The following is a 21,797-nucleotide window of genomic DNA, read 5'->3' on the forward strand; positions in this document are numbered from 1 at the left end:
CGTGGATACGCCCGGTTCCTGAAATGCTAATTCTGGTGTACGCGGTTCAGGCCATCTTCCGGGTCGTCATCGGACTGGCCCAGATCATCCTCTTCCTCGGCTTCATCTTCGCGCTGCTGTTGTTCAACGCCCATGCGGCGATAGGAACGATAGCTGAAAAAGAAAGTGGCAAAATAAACCCCGGCAATGACCGACAGGGTCAGCCACGGCGAGGAAACCAGAAACGCCACCGACGCCCCGAATGCCAACATCAGCGGCAAAACCCAGGCCCGCGGGACTTTGACCTTTTTGAAGCTGAAGGTCGGCATCCGCGAGACCATCAGCACCGCGATCAGAACGATGTAGGGTGCGGTGATGAAAGGGGTATCAAAAATGCCTTCGCCAAACTGAAAGCTCAGCACAATCGGCCACATCGACAGGGCGGCTGCCGCCGGGGCAGGAACCCCGGTAAAAAAGCGATAGGCCCAGGTCGGCATTTCCGGTTCCCCCAGCATCTGGGTATTGAACCGGGCCAGACGCAATGACATGCACACGGCAAATAACAGACAAAGCGCCCAGCCAATTGGCCCCAACTGATGAAGCGACCAGAAATACATCAACAGGGCTGGCGCAACACCAAAACAGACAAAGTCCGAAAGAGAATCCAGTTCGGCCCCGAACCGGCTGGAAGCATTAAGCATCCGTGCCAGGCGACCGTCCAGACCATCAATGATCCCGGCAATCAGAATGGCGGTAACGGCGGCTTCCCAATGGTCCTGCATGGCAAACCGGATCGAGGTCAAACCCGCACACATCCCCATCAGGGTCGCGACATTCGGGGCCAGACGGGACAGGGACAGGGCCTTGAACCGCCGCGGCCGCTTGCGATTGGGACCATAGGGCATTAACGGATCTCCCCGGTTACGGGTGTTGCTTCGGTTTCGGAAACGTCTGCCAGCACCGTTTCACCCGCAACGGTAAGCTGACCGACACACACCTTGGGTTCCACACCGGCAGGCAGATACACATCCACGCGGGATCCAAAACGGATCAGGCCAAAACGTTCGCCCGCTTTCAGGATCGAGCCGCGACCGACATCACACAGAATACGGCGGGCGACCAGACCGGCGATCTGCACGACGCCAAAATCACGTCCGGCATTATCGCGCACCAGCAAAATCTGGCGTTCGTTATTATCCGATGCCTTGTCCAGTTCGGCATTCACAAACTTGCCAGGTACATAGGCCTCGCCCACCACTTCGCCATTAATGGGCGAACGGTTAACATGAACGTTAAACACATTCATGAAAATGGATATACGGGTGCGCGGTGACTGGTCTTCCAGTTCCAGTTCCTTGGGCAACGGGGCTTGCGAAATCATGCAAATACGGCCATCGGCAGGCGCAATGACCAGATTGTCACTGGTTGGCGTGACACGGTCGGGGTCGCGGAAGAAATAGGCGCACCACAACGTCAGAATCACACCAATCCAGCCCAGCGGCTCGGCAATCAGAAACAGGATCACGGTCACGGCGGCGAAAATTGCAATAAATTTCCAGCCTTCGGAATTGATCGGCACAAGAACGGATTTCAAAACTGTCTTCCCTGGTTGCAATGCAACGCGCCGGTCAGCGGCACGTCTGGCATGTTCTTATCACTGGCAATCCATGTCCATCAACAAGGGGGATCACCCAAGCGCACTTTTTTCACGACCCGATCCCTTGTGATCCCTCATCGTGCCTGTCGCAAGCGCGCGTTTCTGTGAAAACCATCACGTTTCGCACCAGTCAAACGCGCCCGGCACTGGAAAAGGCCCTGGTTTCAGATGATCCACCGCGCCGTTCCGGGCAAAGATATAAGCCGGAGAAAAACAATGTCGATGGCACAACAGCAATAACGACCTTGCCCAGCCTCACTTTCCTTTTGATAGAGGAGAGCCTAGCGCCACTTCACATTGGGATAGGTCGCCTTTTCCTGTTCGGGCAGGGCAAAAATCTGGCCAGGATAGATCAGGTCGGGATCGCGGATCTGGTCTTCGTTGCGATGATAAATCACCCAATACTGAATACCATCGCCATAGGCGCGCCGGGCAATCCGCCACAGGCTGTTGCCCGGTTGCACAACATAGCGCGAGCCCGGTTCCATCGCCTTTTTGGCATCAGCCCGTTCAAAGGGCAGTTCGATCCGGGCAACCACCTTGCCCTGTTTATCCACCTCGTCGGCGCGCAATTTATACTGGCCGGGGTCAATATCGGTCTCAAGGGTTACGCCCCAGTCACCCTTGTCGTTTGACAGGGCATTGCCAACAAATTTGTTATCCAGATAAACGCGAATATCATGGTCCGGGTCGGCATCGCCAGACATGGAAACCTGGCCTTTTTCATCATAATCAATGACGCCGACACTCAGACGCGGACGGGAGGACGCAATTTCAGGCTGCCCTGCCTCACGGGCGGCCTTGTTGGCCGTTTTGGCGATGTCGGTATTTTCTCTCACCGCCCCGGGGCCCTGCAATACCGTCGCCGGACCCTTTCCTTCCGAGGGGACACGCAAGGCAATAATCGGTTTTTTGCCTTCTTCGCCTTCGGTGGCGGCATCACCCTTTTTCTGCGCCACCATCGGGGCCGTGGTTTCCCCGGACGGATTTTCGGGGATCAGGACCACAACATCCTCGTTGCCGGTCTTAACCTTGCCATCCTTGGTTTCGCTTTCCACCGAAAGCTCGCGATCGCCCGGTTGCAGCGGTTTTTCCGGCAAAATCACCCATTCGCCCCGGTCATCGGCGGTGGCTTCGCCAATCACATCCTTGCCTTCGCGCACACGGACCTTGCTGTTGGGTTCGGCGCGACCGGCAATCACCGAATTGCCATCCGGACTGACCCGCACAACGTCAAAGCTGGGATCGGAAACGTCCGGTGCCTTGTCATCATCGGGCGTCTTGGCCGCATCATCGGATTTCGACACCGTGCTTTGCCCGGTATCCGCCGCATTCCCGCTGCCGTCCGACGGGGCGGAGGGGGACGACGATACCGCATCGACATCATCATCGACTGAGCCCGTAAGCGTATAGTTCAGGATGATGGCGGCAATGATCAGCAAAACGCCGATAATGACGAGGATATAAGGTCGCTTCACCGGAAAAATATCCTTGAACGGTGGTTATCTTTTAGTCGCCGAAGGTTGAGAATCACGTCCGCACGCGGCAGTCACCATAAAAACCGGAATTCCGCCCCACCCCCGACACGGTAATCGGAAACTTGTACTACTTTCATCGCACAGTTTCCATACCGTAACAAAGCCGGAATTTCATCATATCGTTGCAAATATGCAAATTTACCCGCGAAAATCCTGTTTGGACGTTCATATTCCCGGCTTCAACCCGTTTCCCGGCAGATTAACCGATAACCCGCCACAACCGCCCCACAACCACCCATCAGCCGTGCCCGGCATCGCCCTTCCTTACGGCTGGGACATTGACGCGCCGATATAGGCCACCAGGGCCGCCATAAATACCGGCAATGCCAGGGCCAGCGCCCGTACCAAAGCCATCCCCGCCCAGGCAATGCCGGCTTCTGCCCCGGTTCCATCGCCTGTCACCACCCGATCCAGACGAAAGGCCCGTTGCAATATTGTCGCCCCTGCCCCGGCAAACAACACCAGCAACAACACCGCATGGGCAACCAGACTGGCCGGGGCACGCAAAATGGCCGTGGCACCCGCCACCATAATGGCCGCCACCATCGACAGCCACACGGCGGCGCGATATTGCGGGGCTGCCTTTTCGGAAATCAGCGCGATCAGTAACGCCACCGCCATTGCCCCATAGAGAATTTTCAAATCGCGCAGCCCAAACTGGACGGCAATAATCCCCATGCCCAACACCAGCGCCAGAAACACCGACAGCGCGCCTGGTCCGCGATCGGGAACGGGGGCATCATTCGTTGTGGTTTTGCCTTTGCGCGACGTGGTGACTTTGGCGGATTTTCCTTTGGCCTTTCCCTTGCCGCGAGGTGATTTTTCATCGTCGCTATCGGCCGCGAAATCCGGCAGGGTCACATAAGCCAGCACCAGGGCAACCACCAGATAAACCGCCCATGCCAGCACCGAAACCGAATGCGCCGTTTCAGGCCGGGCCACGCGCGATAACAGTGCCGCCGTGCCAGCGGCTTCATCGCCCAGCACCAGCCAGCCCCCGCCAACAATGACAGTGGCCGCAAGGACCGATGAAATACGCGCCGAAAACCGCGCCACATCAATCATGATCCCGGCCAGCCCGCCAATCAGAATAACCGCCAGCACCGCCCCGGCCCCGCCGCGCATGCCTTCGGGCAGGCCCACCGCCGCGGGAACCGCCACCAGAATGGCGGGAATGATGGCCGACAGCACAATACGCCGTGCCACAGGCCGATCCAGCCCCAGCCAAAGCGCAAGCATCAAAACCCCGGCAATCACACCGGAAACAAGAATGGCAAACCAGAAGGGACTGTCGACAAACACGCTGACTTAACCTGCCTTACTAACTTTCAGTTTCTGTTTTCGTGCCCGATTGTGACATGGTCCACACCATGCCTTTACGCATCTGCACATGACGGGACCGACACAATACGGCATATTACGGCACAAATCGGGCTGCACTTGTGTCGCACAACCCTGCCCAACATGCCCGCACCGGGCAAAGCCCTTTTGGAAAATCACTTTTTTGACATCAAGATATTATTGACGGCGCAGGCATATCATACGCTAAGCTGGCGATGAAAGAGACATTGAGACTTCTTAAGGTTTCTTTCCTGCAACAAGATAACAAGAAAGGCAGGCCGCCATGACGAAAATAAACTCGATTTGTGTATTTTGCGGTGCATCAAACGGTGTGAACCCCCAGCACAAGGAAAACGCCATCGCCTTTGGCAAAATGATGGCCGAACGCGGCATGACCCTGATTTACGGCGGCGGACGCATTGGCCTGATGGGGGCCGTTGCCGATGCGGTGATGGAAAATGGCGGCAATGTTGTCGGCATTATTCCCGCCCATCTTGACGATATCGAAGTCGGCCATGCCGGGCTTTCGGAACTGATCGTTTGTAAGTCCATGTATGAACGCAAGGTGGAAATGTTTCGCCGGTCTGACGCGTTTGTTACGCTGGCTGGCGGACTGGGCAGCCTTGATGAAGCCTTCGAGGCCCTGACATTGCGCCAGCTTGGCATTCACGACAAGCCGCTGGTCTTTTTAAACGCGCTTGGTTACTGGGATAAATGCCTGGATATGATCGATGGCATCATCGAGGAAGGCTTTGCCCGCCCCAGCAACCGCCAGCTTTATTCGGTGGCCGATACGCTCGAAGGCGTGTTTGAAAAGCTTTCCGCCGAACCGGGACCGAAATTTGATCCCAAGGAAAAGCTGCTCTAACAGTCCCTATCTTCGCCGGTTGATAAAACCGTTAACCGCAAAGGGTGCCACGTTGCACCCTTTGCATTTTTGGCGCATCTTTTGTTCCTGTTGGCACGGCAGCCGCCTTAAAAACATCAGGAACGCAACAATGATGACTTCCCCCCATGTGACGATCATTGGTGCAGGCATTGTCGGCATGACAGCGGCCTATTTTCTGGCCCGCACCGGCGTGTCCGTCCGGCTGATAGACCGCCATGAAACACCGGGACAGGGTGTTACCGACCGATCCTTTGGCTGGATCAACTACATCACCCGCGACCCTGCCAAAGACCCTGCCGCACATCATTACTGCCATGCCGCATTTGACCGTTACCATGCCCTGAACAGAGATTTTGACGGCAGGCTTTTTTCACCGGCAACAGGTTCCCTGCTGTGGACAGAGGATGCCCGACAAACCCTTGATCTGGTCCATCGTCACCAGCAACACGGCGCTGCACCCCGTGCGCTCAACCGTGCGGAATTCGCCAAACTGGCCCCCTTTGTGGTTAATCCGCCCGAGTGTACGGCCTATTGCGCCCATGATTTTGCCCTGCATCCGCGCAAGGTGATGGCACTTTACCACCAGGCGCTTAAAAAGCTGGGGACCGAAATGATGTTTGGCCACAGCGTGGAGGGGATCGTTGTGCGAAACAACCGGGCGGCTGCCCTTGTCATTGATGGCACGGAGCTGGCAACCGACCGGGTTATTGTTGCGTCGGCAACGGGCAGCATCCCGCTGCTTGCCCCCTTTGGGGATCAACACGGCATAATCTCTTCACCGGCGATTCTGATCACCATAGAGGCGGAAATTCCCGGATTTCACGGCATTTTATGCGGACCGGAGCTTGAAATACGCCAACTTGAAAAGAACCGTTTCATCATTGCCGAAAACATGCCCAAAAACCCGACCCAAACCGCCTTGCAGGATTTGGCCGATCAAACGCTGGCATCCGTCTGCAGGCTTTTTCACAATGTCACCTCGGCGCGCATTCTATCCGTCCAGATTGGCGAGCGCCCCGATAGCACCGATGGTCTGGCACGGGTTGGCCGCGTAAAGAATATCGACAATCTGTTTCTTGCAGTGGCCCATCCCGGTTTCATTTTGGCCCCGGTCATTGCGCAAAGCCTGACCGACCAGATTTTTGAGCGCGAAAGCCTGTATGAAATTCCAACGAGATCTATTGAGATATGACTTTCTGCCGGGTGCTCCACAGCACAAAGAAAAGCAGAAAAACCGTAAAAAAACCCAACGTGACTGACAGCCCGCTGGCGAGTGACATACGCCAGTTATTGTCCGTTATGTGCGTTAATCTGGCAAAAAAGACGCTTCCGGTAAGGGCCACACCCAACACCCCGCCCAATTGCTGAAATGTCTGCAAAAGGGCCGATGCGATGCCCGCCTGTTCCTGACCAATGCCATCAAGGGCAAGATGGAAAAGCGGCCCGATCACGGTACCAAACCCCAAACCTGCCACCAATAACAGCGCCATGACACAGCCTTGATCAGTAAGCCCTGCAAATGCCGGAACAAAAACCCGCAATGCCCCAAGCCCGACCAGGGTTATGAGCGCACCGGCCACAATTCGTAACCGGGGAGAAACCTGCTGCATCATGGGGGCCAAAATTGAGGCAATGATAATTCCAAGTGACAGCGGAAAAGATGTCAGCCCCGATTGCAAGGGCGTGAACCCGAAACCGGTTTGCAAGAAGATCGATAGCATCATGAAAAAACCCGGCAAACCGGCAAAAAACAGGCCAATTGCCAAGCAGAACACCCAAAACCCCTTGGCAGAAATCAGAATTACCGGCACCAATTGCGCTTTGTTCTGTGTCATCTGGCGGTGCTCCCAGCCGATCAAGGCGGCAAATACGGGCACAGCAATGACCAGCATGCCCCATATCCAAAAGGGCCAGCCATATACGCGCCCCTCGATCAAGGGGAAAAGACACAGGAACACACCAATGGCCGCCAAAATGACGGCGACCGGATCAAAATGGACAGACGGCATCGCCACAACCGGCGGCATTGAACGCCACAGCAAAACCATCAGAAGCAGTGCCAGTGGCGGATTAATCAAAAAAATCGGGCGCCACCCCAACCCGGCCAGGTTTTGATCAACCAGCCATCCCCCTACAAGCGGCCCCAGGACCGAGGCAAGCCCGGCCACCAGCCCGAAAACAGCAAAGGCTGTTGCCCGTGCCCTGCCCTGAAATATTCGATGTGCCAGGGCCATTGCCTGGGGCGAAACCAATGCCGCCCCCACCCCCTGAACAACACGACCAGCCTGCAGAACAGGCATTGTTAGTGCAAATCCACACAGGGCGGACCCGACCGCAAAAACCACCAGCCCGTAAATCAGCACGCGATCAGCACCAAAACGGTCCCCCACACGGCCCCCCGACAACAGGCATATCGCATATGTCAGAATATATCCCGACACGAGCCACTGCAAAGCCACCCCACCTGCCTGAAAAGTCGCATCAATTGCGGGCAATGCCACATTGATGATCGTGATATCAAGCGTGATGAGAAAATTGACCCCCGCCAGCAAGAAAAGTACCAAACGACGGCCGTCATGATCGAAGGACATGGATTTTTCCTTATCAGGCAGAAACAGGCCGGCAAGCAAGCAGGGAACGTTCGATTTCGGAATAGACCGGCCAAAAATGCGCGAGACCGCCCGGTCCGTGCTGTGCAAATGCGGTTAAGGCCCCTGTCACCATCAAGGCGGCGGCAAAGGGATCCAGGTTGGGCCGAAATACCCCTTGGTCCCGACCAAAGGTCATAATTTTACAATACCGTCCGCACCAGTTTTTAGTGAAATCGGCCAGGGTTTGGGCCAGTTCAGGGTTGCTTGCCGCCGCCTGGGAAAGCTGGGCAAAACAAACGGCCAATTCGGGCTGGTCGCGCAAACTGTCGTGATAGGCCTGCACTTCCCTGTGCAACTGATCCCTCGCATTATATTTCGGGTCTGGTTCGGGCGGTAACAATGCAAGAAAAGCATCGCGGGTTGTGGTCGCGACAAAATCCAGCAAGGCGGCCTTGCCCGAAATATGAAAATGCAACGTCGAAATATTGATGCCAACGCGATCGGCCACGGCACGGGTCCGCAAAGCAGCCAGGCCCTGTTCCGCGATCAACTGGCGGGCAGCCTGCGCAATCATCTCGCGACGTTCATGTTTGCGAATATAGGGATGGGTTTTATCTGTCTTTTCCATAAATCAATCATATGATTGATTTATGGAAAAGACAATCTCCTTTAGTCATGCCGGGCGACAACCCACCGCCACAGACCTTCGCAGCCAGCAACATTCCATATGAAAGGCGTGTCCTTCACAGCATTGGAAGATGAATAACAATCTCAGTATAAAAGGAATTTTACTTTCAGGATTCTCGCTCCACGCTGCAACGAGGTGCCCAACATTCACCCGCACGCGCACAAAAGTGCACTTGAAAACCGCCTGACACACGGAGCGCATTGCAGTTAAAATGCCAAATGGTTTTCCCAACACGATATTTAAATTAGACTTCTCTGATGTAAATCATGGCCGAAAAAAGAGAAGAGTGATGAAGTGATGGCTCCTGCACAAGAGAGAGAGCCATCATGAAAACCACCCGTATTTTCATCCGGTTACTGGGGGCATCTGCCCTTTGTATCGGTTTCGCAGCCAATGCTCTTGCCGCTGACACGGCAAATGATGCGGCCCTGCGCAAAGCGGCAAACGACTATTTCGAGGTCATTCCCTCTGCCGTTCCCGCCGTCAAGGGAAACCCGGTGACGCATGAGAAAGTTGAACTGGGCAAAATGCTGTTTTTTGAACCGCGCCTGTCGTCAAGTGCACTCATTTCCTGCAATACCTGCCACAATCTGGGCATGGGGGGAGATGACAACCTTGAAACATCCATTGGTCATGGCTGGCAAAAAGGCCCGCGCAATGCCCCGACAGTCTTTAACGCCGTTTTTAATATCGCCCAGTTCTGGGACGGGCGCGCTGCCGACCTGAAGGCACAGGCCAAAGGCCCGGTTCAGGCCGGGGTGGAAATGGCCAGCACGCCGGAACGGGTTGTAACCACCTTAAAAAGCATGCCGGAATATGTTGAACATTTCACCAGGGCCTTTCCCGGTGAAAAAGACCCTGTAACCTTCGATAATATGGCCAAAGCCATCGAGGCGTTTGAAGCCACCCTGATCACCCCGGCCTCCCGGTTTGACCAGTTCCTTGAAGGCAATGACGCCATCCTGACCAAACAGGAAAAAGAAGGCCTGGCCCTGTTTATGGATAGCGGCTGTGCATCGTGCCATAATGGCGTGAATATCGGCGGAAACGGTTATTACCCGTTTGGCGTGGTTGAAAAACCGGGGGCGGATATTTTGCCAGCCAATGACAAGGGCCGTTTTGCCGTCACCCATACCGCCGATGACGATTATGTCTTTCGCGCGGGCCCCTTGCGCAATATCGAACTGACCGCGCCCTATTTCCACACTGGCAAGGTCTGGGACCTGGAACAGGCGGTTGGCATCATGGCAACCAGCCAGCTTGGCACCGAACTTGACGACAAATCAATTGCCGCAATTGCTGCCTTCTTGCGCACCCTGACCGGGCAAGAACCACAAATCGTGTATCCAATCCTGCCCGTCAGCACCCATGCAACGCCGCGGCCCAAGGAAATGATCGCAAAATAAACCGATAAACGATTGTATCGTGCAAGCCCGCCCTTGAACCGGGGCGGGCTTTATCTTTTCGCGCTATTTGTGGCTTGTAAAAAGATCACGACATTCAAACCTCACGCCAAATTACATTGATGCGCGGCATGACCGACAGCGCCGATCAGCCGCAGGTGCCGGCTTTTGAAACAATCCACCACCCAGTCACTTGCCAGGACCACCCCCTCGGCCTTGCGCAAATCGCGATGGACAATCAGCCAGATGTCGGATTCCAATGCCGGAATCGGTTGGGAAACCCGGGTCAGGCGGGGGTCATCATCGCCCAAAAAACACGGCAGAATGCCCGCCCCGATGCCACTGCACAGGGCCTGTTGCAACATGGGGGTTGTTCCGGCGCGAAACACCGGTTTGGCATCGCCCAGATGGCCCAAAACCCAACGCTGGCTGTCATAGAGGTCAAATTCCTCGGCAAAGCAGGCCCAGGGGGCATCGAGAAAAAGACGGTCCCGTGTCATTGCCAGCATGCTGGCGGCCAGGGCCGGTGCGGCATACACCGCGCAGGCAATCGATCCCAGCTTGCGGGTGATAAAATCCCCCGTCAGGGGCAGGCCGTGGCGCACGGCCACATCCGCCTCGCGCTTGGTGAGAAGCTGGGTATCATCCGACTGGCGAATTTCGGCAAACAACCCCTGAGGCCGGGTGCCGATTTCGCCCGATAAAAACAGGGCTGACCAAGGACTTGCCGTTAGCCGGACCTGGCGGTCGCGCATCCCGGAAAGGGCATCGCCATGTCGGTGAAACGCCAATGCCGCCGTTTCCATTGCTTCGGCACGGGGCATCAAATCGCGCCCGGCTTCGGTCAGGCGCAGCCCTTCGGGCAGGCGGTCAAACAATGTAACGGCCAGGCTTTCCTCGAGCGCGGAAAGGTGCCGCCCCATGGTTGGCTGGCTCATGCCCATTGCAAGCGAGGCCGCCCGCAGGCTACCCGCACGGGCAATGCCCAGAAACATGCGAATATGGTCCCAATCCGGCATTTTGGCTGTCAGCATTTACCCTGTTCCGATCCCTTATCGAACGATCATCCTCACCCCTGCCCGGCCAGCCACACCACATCGCCGGGCAAAACCCGTCTATACCCCGAAATACGAAACATCTGTCATAGCCCGCTTTGTGTTGCGGCCTTCCCGAATGGCGATACAAATATGAATAACCCTGCATAAAATTGAAGCATAGATATTCATTTTTAAACCTGCAACACTGCAGATGTTCATACAAATTTGAGATTCTTCATATGCCTGTTTTCATACTGCTTGTGGTCAACATGCTCACATGGGCCTTATTGCTGGTGGCAAACCGTCTTGCCCTGCTGCAATTCCATGCCGATGCCTATGCCATGACCTGCTGGCAGTTGGCTTTTGGCGGGCTGGCACTGATTGTTTTGTCGCCGGGACGCAAAATTCCGTGGGGGCAATTTTACCTGCCCCTGAACTGGCTTTATGGCTTTTTGCGGGTATTGACCGGGGTTAGCTGGACAGCGGCCCTGCTTTATATCTCGTCGCCGCAAAGCGGCATCATGTCGCAAAGTGGCATGCCGCTGGCTGCCCTGGCTGCCGTGTTTTTCCTGGGGCGTCCGCCCCATAAAACCGAATGGATCGGCCATGCCCTTTTGCTGACCAGTGTCTTGCTGATGTCCTGGCACTTGCCGGGCGGGTTTTCCAACCCGGCGGTGTGGCTGATGCTGGCAAGCAAGATTACATCCATTTCATCCTCCATCGTGGCGGAAAAGCATCCCTATAATCAGGTGCGTGACAGTTGGGCGCATTTGCGCTTTACCGGCGTTTTATTGCTGATCACATCGGCCATTTTCCTGGTTTTCCCGCCGCTGATCGGCCTTGTCCTGCCGTTCGAGATGCCCTTTTTGTCACTGGAAAACTTCTTTGGCTGGCCCACCCTGATTTCGGGCTTTCTTGTTGGCGTTCTGTTTCGGGGTCCGGCAATGGTGCTGACCCTGCGCTCGATCAAGCTGGCCGGGGTTGAAACCTATTTTCTCGCGGCAAGTTCGCTGACCTTTATCCTGATGGGGATCGAATTTATTACCGCGCGCTTCACCACCGTGCCGACACCGGAACCCGACGGAATTTTCTGGATCTGCGCGGCCTTTATGACGGGTGGAATTATCACCATTACCCTAAGCCGCCGTTACGCCCACCAAAAACGTGCCGCCAGCACGTCGTCACAAAAGCTAACACCCGCTGCGGCCTGCGCGGCACAAAAATAGACTTTTCGCCCTCCCCCGCCCCACCGGACAGACGGCGCCAGTTTATGCTGGCGTCGTTTGTTCGTTTTGGACGGGTTCGGAGTCCATAAAACCAAAACCCCCGAACGGCACAGGGCCATTCGGGGGCGGCAAACCGCGCAGGCGGGGTCGGGGGACGGGGAACATGCGCGGTTTTCACAGGGGCACATCAAAAAAGAAATTCGACCTGCCCGGTTCGGGTTAATGGGCGGGGGCTGCGGCCCCCGGTGTTTCGGGTTTCTTTGCCAGGGGCAGCAAAATCAGGGCAATCACAAAGGCTGCCGCCATTACCAGATGCACATCGTTAAAGGCGATCATGGTCGATTCCCGCATGATAATATTGCCAATCGACTTCATGGCCGCCGTGGCCGGTTCGGCGATCCCCATCGCATCATAGCGTGCGGTTAAGGTATGCAAGTATTTCTGATACATCGGATTGGCCGGGTTGATATATTCCGCCAGATGAGCCCAGTGCAGGTCAGAGCGGTTATCAAGCAGCGTATTGATACAGGCCAAACCAATCGCCCCACCAAGGTTACGTGTGAGGTTAAACAGACCCGAGGCATTTTTGATTTTGTCATGCGGCAGCGTCCCAAGGGCAAGGTTGGTAATGGGCAACATGCAAAACATCAGGGCAAAACCACGTAACGCCTGGGGAACAAGCAATTCGTCAAAGCCAAGCTGGCTGTTTTGAAAACCGTTCAACCCGACCCCCACCGCAAACAGTGCCAAACCGAACCCCAGCAACACACGCGGCGGCAAAACCTTCATCAAACGCCCGGCTATCGGTGCGGAAAGAAACTGACATATCCCGGTAACGGCCATGATGGTGCCAATTTGCAAACTATCGAACCCGCGCACCCGGGCCAGTTCAAGCGGCAAAATATAGACACTGCCATAAAGCCCGATGCCGAGCGTGAAGCTGAAGATGCAGCCCATCGAAAAGTTGCGATCGGAAAAAGATGTCAGATCGACAATAGGCTTTTCATAGGTAAACATCCGCCATAAAAAATAGAACCCAGACAGCGCGCAAATCACCGCGCCGTAGGCAATCGCCTGATCATCGAACCAGTCATTGCGCGGCCCTTCATCAAGCACATATTCCAGACTGCCCAGAAACACCGCCATCGCCACCAGACCTTCAAAGTCAAATCCCTTCAGGAGCGACCGGTCGCCCTTGTCGATATGCAGGGTCATGGCAACAATCGCGCCGACAATAAAACCGGGCACCACATTGATTAAAAACAGCCAGTGCCAGGACAGCGACTGGGTCAGATAGCCGCCCAGTGTCGGCCCGACAGTAGGTGCCATTGTCGCAATCAGGCCGATCATGACACTGGCCCCGTTTTGCCGCGATTTAGGGAAGATAATATAAGTGGTGGCAAAAACCGTGGGGATCATCGCCCCGCCCAGGAATCCCTGAAGGGCACGAAACAGGATCATGCTGTTGATCGACCAGGCCATCGCGCTAAAGACGCTCATGATCGTGAAACCGGCCGCCGAGAGCACAAACAGCCAGCGCGTCGAGATCAGACGCGAGAGAAAGCCCGAGAGCGGGATCATCACGACTTCAGCAATCAGATAGGAGGTCTGTACCCAGCCAATTTCATCGGGGCTGGCGGAAAGACCGGCCTGAATATCCTCCAGCGAGCTGGCAACGATCTGAATATCAAGGATCGCCATAAACATGCCGATCACCATCGCGATCCAGCCGATAAAGTGCAGCGGATCAACGTGATCAGGGCCATTTACCGGGTTTGCGGCGGCCTTGGCGGTTGCCGTGGCGGCCGAACCGTTTTCAGCACCGTCCTTGCGCGAATTCTGGCTGCCACTTGCCATTATTGCAGCTCCGATACATCGCGGATCCGGGCTTGATCCGGGGCAAGACCGGTACCGGCGGCGTGCATGTCACCCGACGCATCGCGCACATCCACATCCACCACCACCGACAGGCCAGGGCGCAGGGCATTGGCAACCGGGCTGGGATCCAGCTTGATACGAACCGGCACACGCTGGGTGATTTTAGTGAAATTCCCGGTGGCGTTTTCCGGCGGCAGCAGGCTGAATTGCGCGCCTGTTCCGGGTGCAAAACTGTCGATCACGCCGGTAATTTCACTATCGGGAAAGGCATCCACCTCCAGCGTCACCTTCTGCCCCGGTGCCATGTGGCCAATTTGCGTTTCCTTGAAATTGGCCACCGCATAAACCCCGGGCAACGGTACCAGAACAGCCAGTTGCTGACCGGGCTGCACCAACGCACCAAGCTGAACCGACCGATTGCCAATCACACCATCAAAGGGCGCATAAAGTTTGGTATCATCCAGCGACTGCTGGGCAAGGTCGAGATCAGCCCGGGCTTCCGAGACACTGCGTTCGGTTTCGACCTTCTGTGCCTTTAGCACTTCAAGCTGGCCTTTTTGAACCGCAAGGGTTGCCTTTGCGGCATTAACCTGGGCGATGGCCTTGTTGCGGTCGGCCACGGCGTAATCATATTTCTGGCGGCTGGCAGCCCCCTTTTTGACCAGATCCTTATACCGCTCGAAATCCTCGGTGGTTCTGCTCAGGTCAACCTCGGCAATGGCAACATTGGCCTGTGCCTGATCAATCGAGGCCTGTTGCAGATCGATCTGCTTGTCGACCGTATCCACTGCCGCAACACGGGATTCCAGTGCCGCTTTGGCCTGGTCATATTTGGCCTGGTAATCGGCATCATTGATCACCATCAGAAGATCGCCTTTCTTGACAGGCTGGTTATCTTCGACCAGCAGGCGATCAATATAGCCCGACACCTTTGGCGAAAGCGCCACCTGGTCAGCATGGAGATAGGCGTTGTCGGTTTCTTCGTGAAAACGGCCTTCTGTTACCCAGTAGAAACCGTAATACGCACCACCTGCAATTGCCGCCAGAGCAATCACCGGCAGCAGAATTTTTTTCACACTCATTTGTGGCTTCATTCCTTTTGGTATTGATCAGTACCATTTCGTGCAATATGGTACCAGCCAGTACCTTTGGTCAAGTTCTAAATTGACCCAGAAATGGAATTGCACCTTGTCCCAAACAAAGAAAATTGATCCCCGTACCGAAAAACGGCGCGAAGCGATCATAGAAGCCGCCCGCGAGCTTTTTTGCGAACATGGCCTGTCTGGCACGACACTGGAAATGATCACCGCCGAAGCAGGGGGATCGCGACGCACCATCTATGAACTTTTTGGCAACAAGGACGGCGTGTTTGAAGCCGTGATTCGCAATTGTACCGGGCGCGTGACCGGCGTGATGCGGGATTTGCCCTTGTCGGAAAAGCCGCTACGCGACACGCTGATCGAGTTTGGCGAGAAGCTGATGACCGTTCTGACCCAAACCGACACGCTGCGTTACATGCGCATGTTTCTGGCCGAGGTTTCGCGCTTTCCGCATTTGGGACGTGTTTTTTATGAAAGCGGCCTGATGACCGGGCGCCGCCTGCTGAAAGAATATTTCGAGCAACAGATCAAACTTGGTCATTTCCCCGATCAGGACCCGGAACAGGCCGCCCGTTTTCTGGTCTGTCTGATCAAGTCCGATTACGACATCCGCCAGCTTTCCCTGGTGGGTTGGGAACCACGCACCGGCGATTTAAGCGAACATGTCACCCTTGCCGTCGATATGTTTCTGGCCGGTTACGGCCTGGGCAAACCGATTACCGAACGTGACGCCCCGGCTTAACCTGCCCGGACTGGCTTTCCAAGATTTCGCAACCGCCCGATCGGTGGCAATAACGGCGATTTTTGAGGCTGTAGACTATTTGATGAATTATCTTGCGCACGAAGTTGCGCGAGCCTATTTGATTTTGCGGTCGCATCCTGTATGTTGCGATCTCCCGACGCGGCCAGGGCGCTCCCTCGCGCGCCGGATAGTTTGACCCACCTTGTCAAATGGCAGCCGCGCTGATATCTGGCAGCGGCCAGAAAGGGAGTATTTTATGAGCAAGATTCAAGTGAAGAACCCGGTCGTCGAACTTGACGGCGACGAAATGACCCGCATCATCTGGGACTTCATCAAAAACAAACTGATCCTGCCCTATCTCGACATTGATCTGAAATATTATGATCTGTCGGTTCAAAAACGTGACGAAACCAACGACCAGATCACCATTGATGCCGCAAATGCCATCAAGGAACATCGCGTTGGTGTCAAATGCGCCACCATCACCCCCGATGAACAGCGCGTTGAGGAATTCAGCCTGAAAAAAATGTGGAAGTCGCCGAACGGCACCATCCGCAACATCATTGGCGGTACCGTTTTCCGTCAGCCGATCATTTGCTCGAACGTGCCGCGCCTGGTTCCGGGCTGGACCCAGCCGATCGTGATTGGCCGTCATGCCTTTGGTGACCAGTACCGTGCGACCGATTTCAAGGTTCCCGGTGCAGGCAAGCTGACCATCAAATTCCAGCCGGCCGACGGTGGCGAGCCGATCGAACATGAAGTGTTCGATTTCCCGTCTTCGGGTGTCGCCATGTCGATGTACAACCTTGATGACAGCATCAAGGGCTTTGCGCGCGCCTGCATGAACTATGGACTGTCGCTGGGCTGGCCGGTTTACCTGTCGACCAAAAACACCATCATGAAAGCCTATGATGGCCGTTTCAAAGACCTGTTCCAGGAAGTTTTCGACGAAGAATTCGCCGACAAGTTCAAAGAAGCCGGCATCACCTATGAACACCGCCTGATCGACGACATGGTCGCCTGTGCCATGAAGTGGAATGGTGGTTTCGTTTGGGCCTGCAAAAACTATGACGGCGACGTTCAGTCTGACACCGTGGCACAGGGCTTTGGCTCGCTGGGTCTGATGACCTCGGTTCTGATGACGCCGGACGGGCAGACCGTTGAAGCCGAAGCCGCACACGGCACCGTCACCCGCCACTACCGTCAGCACCAGCAGGGCAAAGAAACCTCGACCAACCCGATTGCGTCGATCTTTGCCTGGACGCAAGGGTTGAAATATCGTGGCGAATTCGACGGCACCCCGGAAGTGGTGAAATTTGCTGAAACTCTTGAAAAAGTCTGCGTTGACACTGTCGAAGCCGGCTTCATGACCAAGGACCTGGCATTGCTGATCGGCCCGAACCAGAAATGGCTGACCACCAACCAGTTCCTCGACAAACTTGACGAAGGCCTGAAAACCGCAATGGGCATGTAATCGCCCGGCAGTTTTGCCTTTAAAAATACGAACCCCGCCAGATTTTGTTCTGGCGGGGTTTTGTTTTGCCGACATCGGATCGCGAGACAGCATCCGCGGCAAGGACCGAACAAAAAAGAACCCCGCCAGCAAAGACTGGCGGGGTGTTAGTTTGCACGTGTCCCAACGAGCGGCAGGGCTCAGAAACGACAGAATCAAACGTTTCGAGCCATCAGGTGCCGCTGGTCCCGGTCGTGCTTCCCGTGACACCTTGTGCGCCTTTCGGCGCGGTACTGTCGGGGCAATTCCCGCCAGCACATAATTCCGTTGCTGCTTCATTCGCCGCAATATTGCGGTTTTGACCGGTTTTTTCCGGCGATGAAGGCCAGCCTTCCTTAATAAACTTCCGTTCCTGTTCCAGTCCGATATACGACCCGGCCGGTGCGCCAAACATGTGCCTGATAACACCGGGCAAATCCCCCGCCATGTCCGGAATATCGCGAATACCGGGCGGCAGATCGCGCGTTGCGCGTGCGCCCTGATCCCGAGTTGCACTTCCGGCCAGCCCTTTTGCCACCGTGTTATTTTTCGGCAATGAGCCCTTGTCTGGCGCACCAACCGTGTCGTCCCCATGAGGAGACGGGCCGGATACGGGTATTCCCGCAGCAGGCCAATACGTTTTACCCTGCCCCGATACAGCCCCCGCGGCACCGGATGGTAGAGTTATGTCCAAAATCTTTGCCGATCTGTCCGTCGCGCTGAAAAAAGGCCAGAAGCCATCCCGCGCCGTATGGGCCGACAAAGGCGTAACCGCCAAAACAATTATTGCGACACCGCCAATCGCGGCAGGCAACAACCATCGAAGCAGCACCATCTGTCCCTGGGACATCCGCGTTCTCCCGATGCGAAACCCCGTTTTTGTCTGCTTTCAGGGGAACAACGTTTACGTTGCCCTATTTCTTCCAAAAACTTTTTAAAAAATATGCGGAATAAAAATTCGCCCCTACACGTTGTCCCTTCACACGACTTATCTGGATGCCATGCAGACACATAGGTTCGACCCGGCCCTTCGCGACGAAATGTCCCGTTTGCTGCCCCGCATACTTCGTTTTGCCCGGTCCCTGACCCGCGATAGCGCGGCGGCAGAAGACCTGGTGCAAAACGCCTATATCAAGGCTGTTGAAAGCCTGGCACAATTTACACCTGGCACGCGCCTGGATAGCTGGATGTTCAAAATTGTGCAAAACACCTGGATTGACGAAAAGCGGCGCGCACAACGCAACGGCAATGTCATATCGTTGCAGGATGCCCGCGACGCCGGAATGCCAATACAGGGCCACGGGGGCAGTGACCGCGTTTTTTTACGTGCTGCCCTGGCCCAACTGCCTGCGGACCAGCGATCCGCACTGACACTGGTTTTGATTGAAGGATACAGCTACCGCGAAGCTGCCGAGATATTAAAGGTGCCCGATGGCACAGTAATGAGCCGCGTTGCCCGCGCCCGCCGTGCGCTGATTGATTTACATGACGCCGACCATTCTGTACCACCGCACGAGATTAAACGGGGGATTCCATGACCGCGATCATTACACCCAATGACGATTTGCTGATTTCGGCTTATCTGGATGATGAACTGGACGCCCCGGCGCGCGAAAAACTGGAACACCGGCTGGCGCATGATGCCGCCCTGCGCGAACGCCTGGAGATAATGGCATTTCAGGCCGACCAGCTTGCTGACGGATCATGTGGTGAAGAGGTTCCCCCGATCCTTCAGAACCGCATTGATGCCATTCTCGATGCCGGTTTTGGCCTGTATGGCTCCGACAAAAATCAAAGCATCCATACCTTTCTGACCGACGAAAAATTCCTGTTCCCGGCCACAGGTAAAAATGGCCCGGATACCAGGAACCCGCAAAATAGTGACGATCTGCTCACGCTTGCCACCTGTCAGCAGCAAAACCCTGTACCCGCGACACGCGCCCTGACCCGGCAGGCGCAAAACAGCCAGAGCGAAACGGCCAATACAACGACCGCGATGTATGGCAAATATAACGGGTATGATCAGGACACCACCGTCGAACACCGCCCGCAACCTCGCGGTACGGGAAAAACCTTTGCCCGCTGGTGGGCCGGGGCTGGCATGGCAGCGGCCCTTGCCTTCGCCTTTTTCGCCGGCAGCATTTACCAGCGCGCAACAACGGTCACACAACAGCCTGTTATTGCCACCAATGGCAAAGACAGCACCAAGCTCGATAGTGCCGGGCTGGATATGCTGATCAATGAAACGCTCGAAACCACCCAAAGCGGACAGGTCAAAAGGGCTGCTCTTGCCACGGATTCGGAAAAAATCGGCAAAACATCCATCGAACCCCTTAGAACCTTCCAGCTTAACGGACGCTTCTGCCGCGAATACCGCGCCGATATTGACATGGGCCAGGAAAAACCAATCACCTTCTTTGGCCGCGCCTGCCGCGACCCCAAGGATGGCTGGCAAACCGTTTACCGCCTGTTCCCCGGCTCTGCGGCGGATCTGGGGGCGGAACCGCTGGCTGCGCATCAGAATCTTTAGGTGTGCATTTGGGGAAATGCTTGCCAGAATATTTGGTAAATTTGACAAATAGAAAGCTCGAAATTTAAAACCTCCAAAGATACTAATATTGCCAGCATCGTTGTTATACTTGGGACGACCTGTGCGTTCATATAAATGACTTGTCTTTGTCTATGAAAAGTTAATCGCGCTCTCCACGCGCCTTATAGGAATTTTGTTAAAAAACAATTAGTGAGCGGACAATTCGGCATGAATGACTTTGAAGCATGGATAGGTGAATGCCATTTACGCAAGACTGATGGCGAGGATTATCGTTGTCAGGCGGCAGTCTGGGCACAGGACCATGAAGGCTTCCATGCGGCACTCTCAGCCGACCTCTCGCATCTGGGCTACTCAATCGTCTGGCTTGAAGAAGTGCTTCCAGCCCCGCAATACCTCTCTCTTCACAGAAGGCAACACCGACAGATTGGCTCTCTGGCGCGGGCCGTTCATCCGGGACATACCGTCGAATTGGGACCAATGCAAGGTATCGAGGCAGGCAACACCGACGCGCTGGAAGACCATCTGACGGTCGAAGAAATTAAAGGTGTCGAACCACTGGACCTACAATTTGGCATTCATCCAGGCAAGACCGTGCCGGATGCGCTCATGGAGCCAATCTTTGGCCAACCAGAACCCACCGAGGCTGAAAACGCGCAGTACGCCGGTACAAAAACCGTCCCTTCGCTTAAGACTTACGCCATCCTAGATTCAGCCAAAATACCTTACATCCTGACAAGTCTGCTCGAAAGCTCTGATTTACGCTATCAGTCACTGTTCCAGGGCAAAACACAGGAAGAGCTCGAAGAGCATGCTCCCTATCTGGTGGAACTCAAACCGGAAAGTGGCTTCACAAAACAGCTTTTCACGGGTCTCAAAGGCGTTAACGGGTTGTGGGAAAAAGAACTCGGTATCTTTATTCGGTCCCGCACCAACTTTGATGATATTCGACGGCATTTTCGTAAATTCACCCGTGTGCAGGATAAAGATGGAAAATGGTTCTATTTCAGATTCTGGGAAGCTAAATTTTTTATTGATTACGTTTTGTCATTACAGCCAGACAAACAGAAAATCATAGTTGGAGACTGTCACTCATTTGTCATTACGCGAAAAAAAGCAACATATTTGGCAATTAGAAATCAGTCTTCCTCCTCATCGTCTTCTGCTTCAGTGATGGGGAAGAGCGGTGAATTGAATGGATTATAATCTTCAAAACCAAAATATTTGCCATAGTGATCAACAAAAAATTGATCCATATCTTTTCGATCATTTTCATTTTTTATCGAGTGCGAGACATAATACTGGATCATCTTAAAACAACAGACCAGTCTATCTCGCTCTAAATCCACAACAAATCCCAGCTCATATTCATCCAGATCTTCCCGCCCTGGATCAACAACGCTTGTTAGAACATGGAAAGTACCACCATTTTCACTATACGTTACCCGAAACTTCTTTTTCGAAACAGGATCATATACTTGATATACATATGAATCTTTTTGTTGCTTCGCTTCACCTAAAGCTTTGTAACCTTGTTTCTCCCTCCCTGCTGCAACAGAAAACAACTCATCCCATATATTTATTAACGCATAAAATGAAACAGGGTTAACAACCCAATCCTTAAAAGGGAAGCCCGGTGCTTTTTTGTATTTTTTTAAAAGCGTATCTATGTAAGTTTCTGGTGTCAT

At 54.7% G+C, this 21,797-nt stretch carries 21 protein-coding genes; 10 read left to right on the forward strand and 11 right to left on the reverse strand.

Annotated elements, in window-relative coordinates; all coding sequences use genetic code 11:
* Positions 1 to 26 precede the first annotated feature (26 nt).
* The 4 genes from pssA to TH25_RS07920 all read right to left on the reverse strand — a co-directional run bounded on the left by pssA (position 27) and on the right by TH25_RS07920 (position 4,476).
* Entirely contained in the window at positions 27 to 884 is an 858-nt protein-coding gene (pssA, locus tag TH25_RS07905) for a CDP-diacylglycerol--serine O-phosphatidyltransferase (RefSeq protein ID WP_114087884.1), read from the reverse strand.
* On the reverse strand, positions 884 to 1,594 hold the full coding sequence (locus TH25_RS07910) for a phosphatidylserine decarboxylase (RefSeq protein ID WP_114087885.1): 711 nt from the start codon (positions 1,592 to 1,594) through the stop codon (positions 884 to 886). Before TH25_RS07910 ends, pssA begins: the two co-directional genes overlap by 1 nt.
* 323 nt (positions 1,595 to 1,917) lie before the next feature.
* Positions 1,918 to 3,114 (reverse strand): Ig-like domain-containing protein, encoded by a 1,197-nt coding sequence (locus TH25_RS07915; RefSeq protein WP_114087886.1) that lies wholly within the window; start codon positions 3,112 to 3,114, stop codon positions 1,918 to 1,920.
* Positions 3,115 to 3,438: 324 nt separating this feature from the next.
* Complete coding sequence (locus tag TH25_RS07920; RefSeq protein WP_114087887.1) at positions 3,439 to 4,476, reverse strand: hypothetical protein; 1,038 nt, start codon at positions 4,474 to 4,476, stop codon at positions 3,439 to 3,441.
* 322 nt (positions 4,477 to 4,798) lie between these two features.
* On the opposite strand from TH25_RS07920, the gene TH25_RS07925 reads away from it, so the two are divergent.
* Both TH25_RS07925 and TH25_RS07930 read left to right on the forward strand, forming a co-directional pair.
* Complete coding sequence (locus TH25_RS07925) at positions 4,799 to 5,383, forward strand: LOG family protein (protein ID WP_073956049.1); 585 nt, start codon at positions 4,799 to 4,801, stop codon at positions 5,381 to 5,383.
* Positions 5,384 to 5,513: 130 nt separating this feature from the next.
* The gene (locus tag TH25_RS07930) at positions 5,514 to 6,596 is read left to right on the forward strand and encodes an NAD(P)/FAD-dependent oxidoreductase (RefSeq protein WP_114087888.1); all 1,083 of its coding nucleotides are present in this window, start codon (positions 5,514 to 5,516) and stop codon (positions 6,594 to 6,596) included.
* Here TH25_RS07930 and TH25_RS07935 read toward each other — a convergent pair.
* Together TH25_RS07935 and TH25_RS07940 are read right to left on the reverse strand one after the other, a co-directional pair.
* Positions 6,583 to 7,995 carry an MFS transporter gene (locus TH25_RS07935; protein WP_114087889.1) on the reverse strand — a complete coding sequence of 471 codons (1,413 nt, stop codon included), beginning with the start codon at positions 7,993 to 7,995 and terminating at the stop codon, positions 6,583 to 6,585. The two genes, TH25_RS07930 and TH25_RS07935, sit on opposite strands and share 14 nt — an antisense overlap.
* Positions 7,996 to 8,008: 13 nt before the next feature.
* The gene (locus TH25_RS07940; RefSeq protein WP_114087890.1) at positions 8,009 to 8,623 is read right to left on the reverse strand and encodes a TetR/AcrR family transcriptional regulator; all 615 of its coding nucleotides are present in this window, start codon (positions 8,621 to 8,623) and stop codon (positions 8,009 to 8,011) included.
* Positions 8,624 to 9,009: 386 nt separating this feature from the next.
* Between TH25_RS07940 and TH25_RS07945 the strand changes: the two genes are divergently transcribed.
* Entirely contained in the window at positions 9,010 to 10,089 is a 1,080-nt protein-coding gene (locus TH25_RS07945) for a cytochrome-c peroxidase (protein ID WP_114087891.1), read from the forward strand.
* A gap of 101 nt (positions 10,090 to 10,190) precedes the next feature.
* Here the strand turns inward: TH25_RS07945 and TH25_RS07950 are convergent, their stop codons facing one another.
* A complete protein-coding gene (locus TH25_RS07950; protein ID WP_114087892.1) occupies positions 10,191 to 11,120 on the reverse strand; it encodes a LysR family transcriptional regulator in 930 nt (309 codons plus the stop codon).
* 242 nt (positions 11,121 to 11,362) lie between these two features.
* Between TH25_RS07950 and TH25_RS07955 the strand changes: the two genes are divergently transcribed.
* Entirely contained in the window at positions 11,363 to 12,349 is a 987-nt protein-coding gene (locus TH25_RS07955) for a DMT family transporter (RefSeq protein WP_114087893.1), read from the forward strand.
* A 219-nt stretch (positions 12,350 to 12,568) separates the two neighbouring features.
* Here TH25_RS07955 and TH25_RS07960 read toward each other — a convergent pair whose 3' ends face one another.
* Together TH25_RS07960 and TH25_RS07965 are read right to left on the reverse strand one after the other, a co-directional pair.
* Positions 12,569 to 14,206, reverse strand: coding sequence for a DHA2 family efflux MFS transporter permease subunit (locus TH25_RS07960; protein WP_114087894.1), 1,638 nt, complete (start codon positions 14,204 to 14,206; stop codon positions 12,569 to 12,571).
* Positions 14,206 to 15,309, reverse strand: coding sequence for an HlyD family secretion protein (locus tag TH25_RS07965; protein WP_114087895.1), 1,104 nt, complete (start codon positions 15,307 to 15,309; stop codon positions 14,206 to 14,208). Before TH25_RS07965 ends, TH25_RS07960 begins: the two co-directional genes overlap by 1 nt.
* Before the next feature lie 106 nt (positions 15,310 to 15,415).
* Here TH25_RS07965 and TH25_RS07970 point away from each other — a divergent pair, with 106 nt between their 5' ends.
* Both TH25_RS07970 and TH25_RS07975 read left to right on the forward strand, forming a co-directional pair.
* Complete coding sequence (locus TH25_RS07970) at positions 15,416 to 16,069, forward strand: TetR/AcrR family transcriptional regulator (protein WP_114087896.1); 654 nt, start codon at positions 15,416 to 15,418, stop codon at positions 16,067 to 16,069.
* Positions 16,070 to 16,325: 256 nt separating this feature from the next.
* Positions 16,326 to 17,543 carry an NADP-dependent isocitrate dehydrogenase gene (locus TH25_RS07975; RefSeq protein WP_114087897.1) on the forward strand — a complete coding sequence of 406 codons (1,218 nt, stop codon included), beginning with the start codon at positions 16,326 to 16,328 and terminating at the stop codon, positions 17,541 to 17,543.
* Positions 17,544 to 17,754: 211 nt separating this feature from the next.
* Here the strand turns inward: TH25_RS07975 and TH25_RS07980 are convergent, their stop codons facing one another.
* Positions 17,755 to 18,117: a hypothetical protein gene (locus TH25_RS07980; protein WP_114087898.1), complete on the reverse strand. Its 363-nt coding sequence runs from the start codon at positions 18,115 to 18,117 to the stop codon at positions 17,755 to 17,757.
* A 130-nt stretch (positions 18,118 to 18,247) separates the two neighbouring features.
* Between TH25_RS07980 and TH25_RS07985 the strand changes: the two genes are divergently transcribed.
* The 4 genes from TH25_RS07985 to TH25_RS08000 all read left to right on the forward strand — a co-directional run bounded on the left by TH25_RS07985 (position 18,248) and on the right by TH25_RS08000 (position 21,315).
* Positions 18,248 to 18,499: a hypothetical protein gene (locus TH25_RS07985; protein ID WP_114087899.1), complete on the forward strand. Its 252-nt coding sequence runs from the start codon at positions 18,248 to 18,250 to the stop codon at positions 18,497 to 18,499.
* Positions 18,500 to 18,562: 63 nt separating this feature from the next.
* Positions 18,563 to 19,099, forward strand: coding sequence for an RNA polymerase sigma factor (locus tag TH25_RS07990; protein WP_114087900.1), 537 nt, complete (start codon positions 18,563 to 18,565; stop codon positions 19,097 to 19,099).
* Positions 19,096 to 20,091, forward strand: a complete 996-nt coding sequence (locus TH25_RS07995) for a hypothetical protein (RefSeq protein ID WP_114087901.1) — start codon at positions 19,096 to 19,098, stop codon at positions 20,089 to 20,091. The genes TH25_RS07990 and TH25_RS07995 overlap by 4 nt, the downstream gene beginning before the upstream one ends.
* 228 nt (positions 20,092 to 20,319) lie before the next feature.
* A complete protein-coding gene (locus TH25_RS08000) occupies positions 20,320 to 21,315 on the forward strand; it encodes a DUF4123 domain-containing protein (RefSeq protein WP_114087902.1) in 996 nt (331 codons plus the stop codon).
* Here the strand turns inward: TH25_RS08000 and TH25_RS24735 are convergent.
* Positions 21,249 to 21,797 (reverse strand): hypothetical protein, encoded by a 549-nt coding sequence (locus TH25_RS24735; RefSeq protein WP_147253000.1) that lies wholly within the window; start codon positions 21,795 to 21,797, stop codon positions 21,249 to 21,251. The genes TH25_RS08000 and TH25_RS24735 overlap by 67 nt on opposite strands.

The organism is Thalassospira profundimaris, from assembly GCF_003326755.1.
Lineage (GTDB): Bacteria > Pseudomonadota > Alphaproteobacteria > Rhodospirillales > Thalassospiraceae > Thalassospira > Thalassospira profundimaris_B.

What these genes read in the sequence shown, in the direction of transcription:
- TH25_RS07945 (WP_114087891.1), top strand. Translation starts at nt 9,010, where the DNA reads ATGAAAACCACCCGTATTTTCATCCGGTTACTGGGGGCATCTGCCCTT.
- TH25_RS24735 (WP_147253000.1), bottom strand. Translation starts at nt 21,797, where the DNA reads ATGACACCAGAAACTTACATAGATACGCTTTTAAAAAAATACAAAAAA.
- TH25_RS07930 (WP_114087888.1), top strand. Translation starts at nt 5,514, where the DNA reads ATGATGACTTCCCCCCATGTGACGATCATTGGTGCAGGCATTGTCGGC.
- TH25_RS07935 (WP_114087889.1), bottom strand. Translation starts at nt 7,995, where the DNA reads ATGTCCTTCGATCATGACGGCCGTCGTTTGGTACTTTTCTTGCTGGCG.
- TH25_RS07955 (WP_114087893.1), top strand. Translation starts at nt 11,363, where the DNA reads ATGCCTGTTTTCATACTGCTTGTGGTCAACATGCTCACATGGGCCTTA.
- TH25_RS07960 (WP_114087894.1), bottom strand. Translation starts at nt 14,206, where the DNA reads ATGGCAAGTGGCAGCCAGAATTCGCGCAAGGACGGTGCTGAAAACGGT.
- TH25_RS08000 (WP_114087902.1), top strand. Translation starts at nt 20,320, where the DNA reads ATGAATGACTTTGAAGCATGGATAGGTGAATGCCATTTACGCAAGACT.
- TH25_RS07925 (WP_073956049.1), top strand. Translation starts at nt 4,799, where the DNA reads ATGACGAAAATAAACTCGATTTGTGTATTTTGCGGTGCATCAAACGGT.
- TH25_RS07965 (WP_114087895.1), bottom strand. Translation starts at nt 15,309, where the DNA reads ATGAGTGTGAAAAAAATTCTGCTGCCGGTGATTGCTCTGGCGGCAATT.
- TH25_RS07950 (WP_114087892.1), bottom strand. Translation starts at nt 11,120, where the DNA reads ATGCTGACAGCCAAAATGCCGGATTGGGACCATATTCGCATGTTTCTG.
- TH25_RS07985 (WP_114087899.1), top strand. Translation starts at nt 18,248, where the DNA reads ATGTCCAAAATCTTTGCCGATCTGTCCGTCGCGCTGAAAAAAGGCCAG.
- pssA (WP_114087884.1), bottom strand. Translation starts at nt 884, where the DNA reads ATGCCCTATGGTCCCAATCGCAAGCGGCCGCGGCGGTTCAAGGCCCTG.
- TH25_RS07975 (WP_114087897.1), top strand. Translation starts at nt 16,326, where the DNA reads ATGAGCAAGATTCAAGTGAAGAACCCGGTCGTCGAACTTGACGGCGAC.
- TH25_RS07990 (WP_114087900.1), top strand. Translation starts at nt 18,563, where the DNA reads ATGCAGACACATAGGTTCGACCCGGCCCTTCGCGACGAAATGTCCCGT.
- TH25_RS07940 (WP_114087890.1), bottom strand. Translation starts at nt 8,623, where the DNA reads ATGGAAAAGACAGATAAAACCCATCCCTATATTCGCAAACATGAACGT.
- TH25_RS07995 (WP_114087901.1), top strand. Translation starts at nt 19,096, where the DNA reads ATGACCGCGATCATTACACCCAATGACGATTTGCTGATTTCGGCTTAT.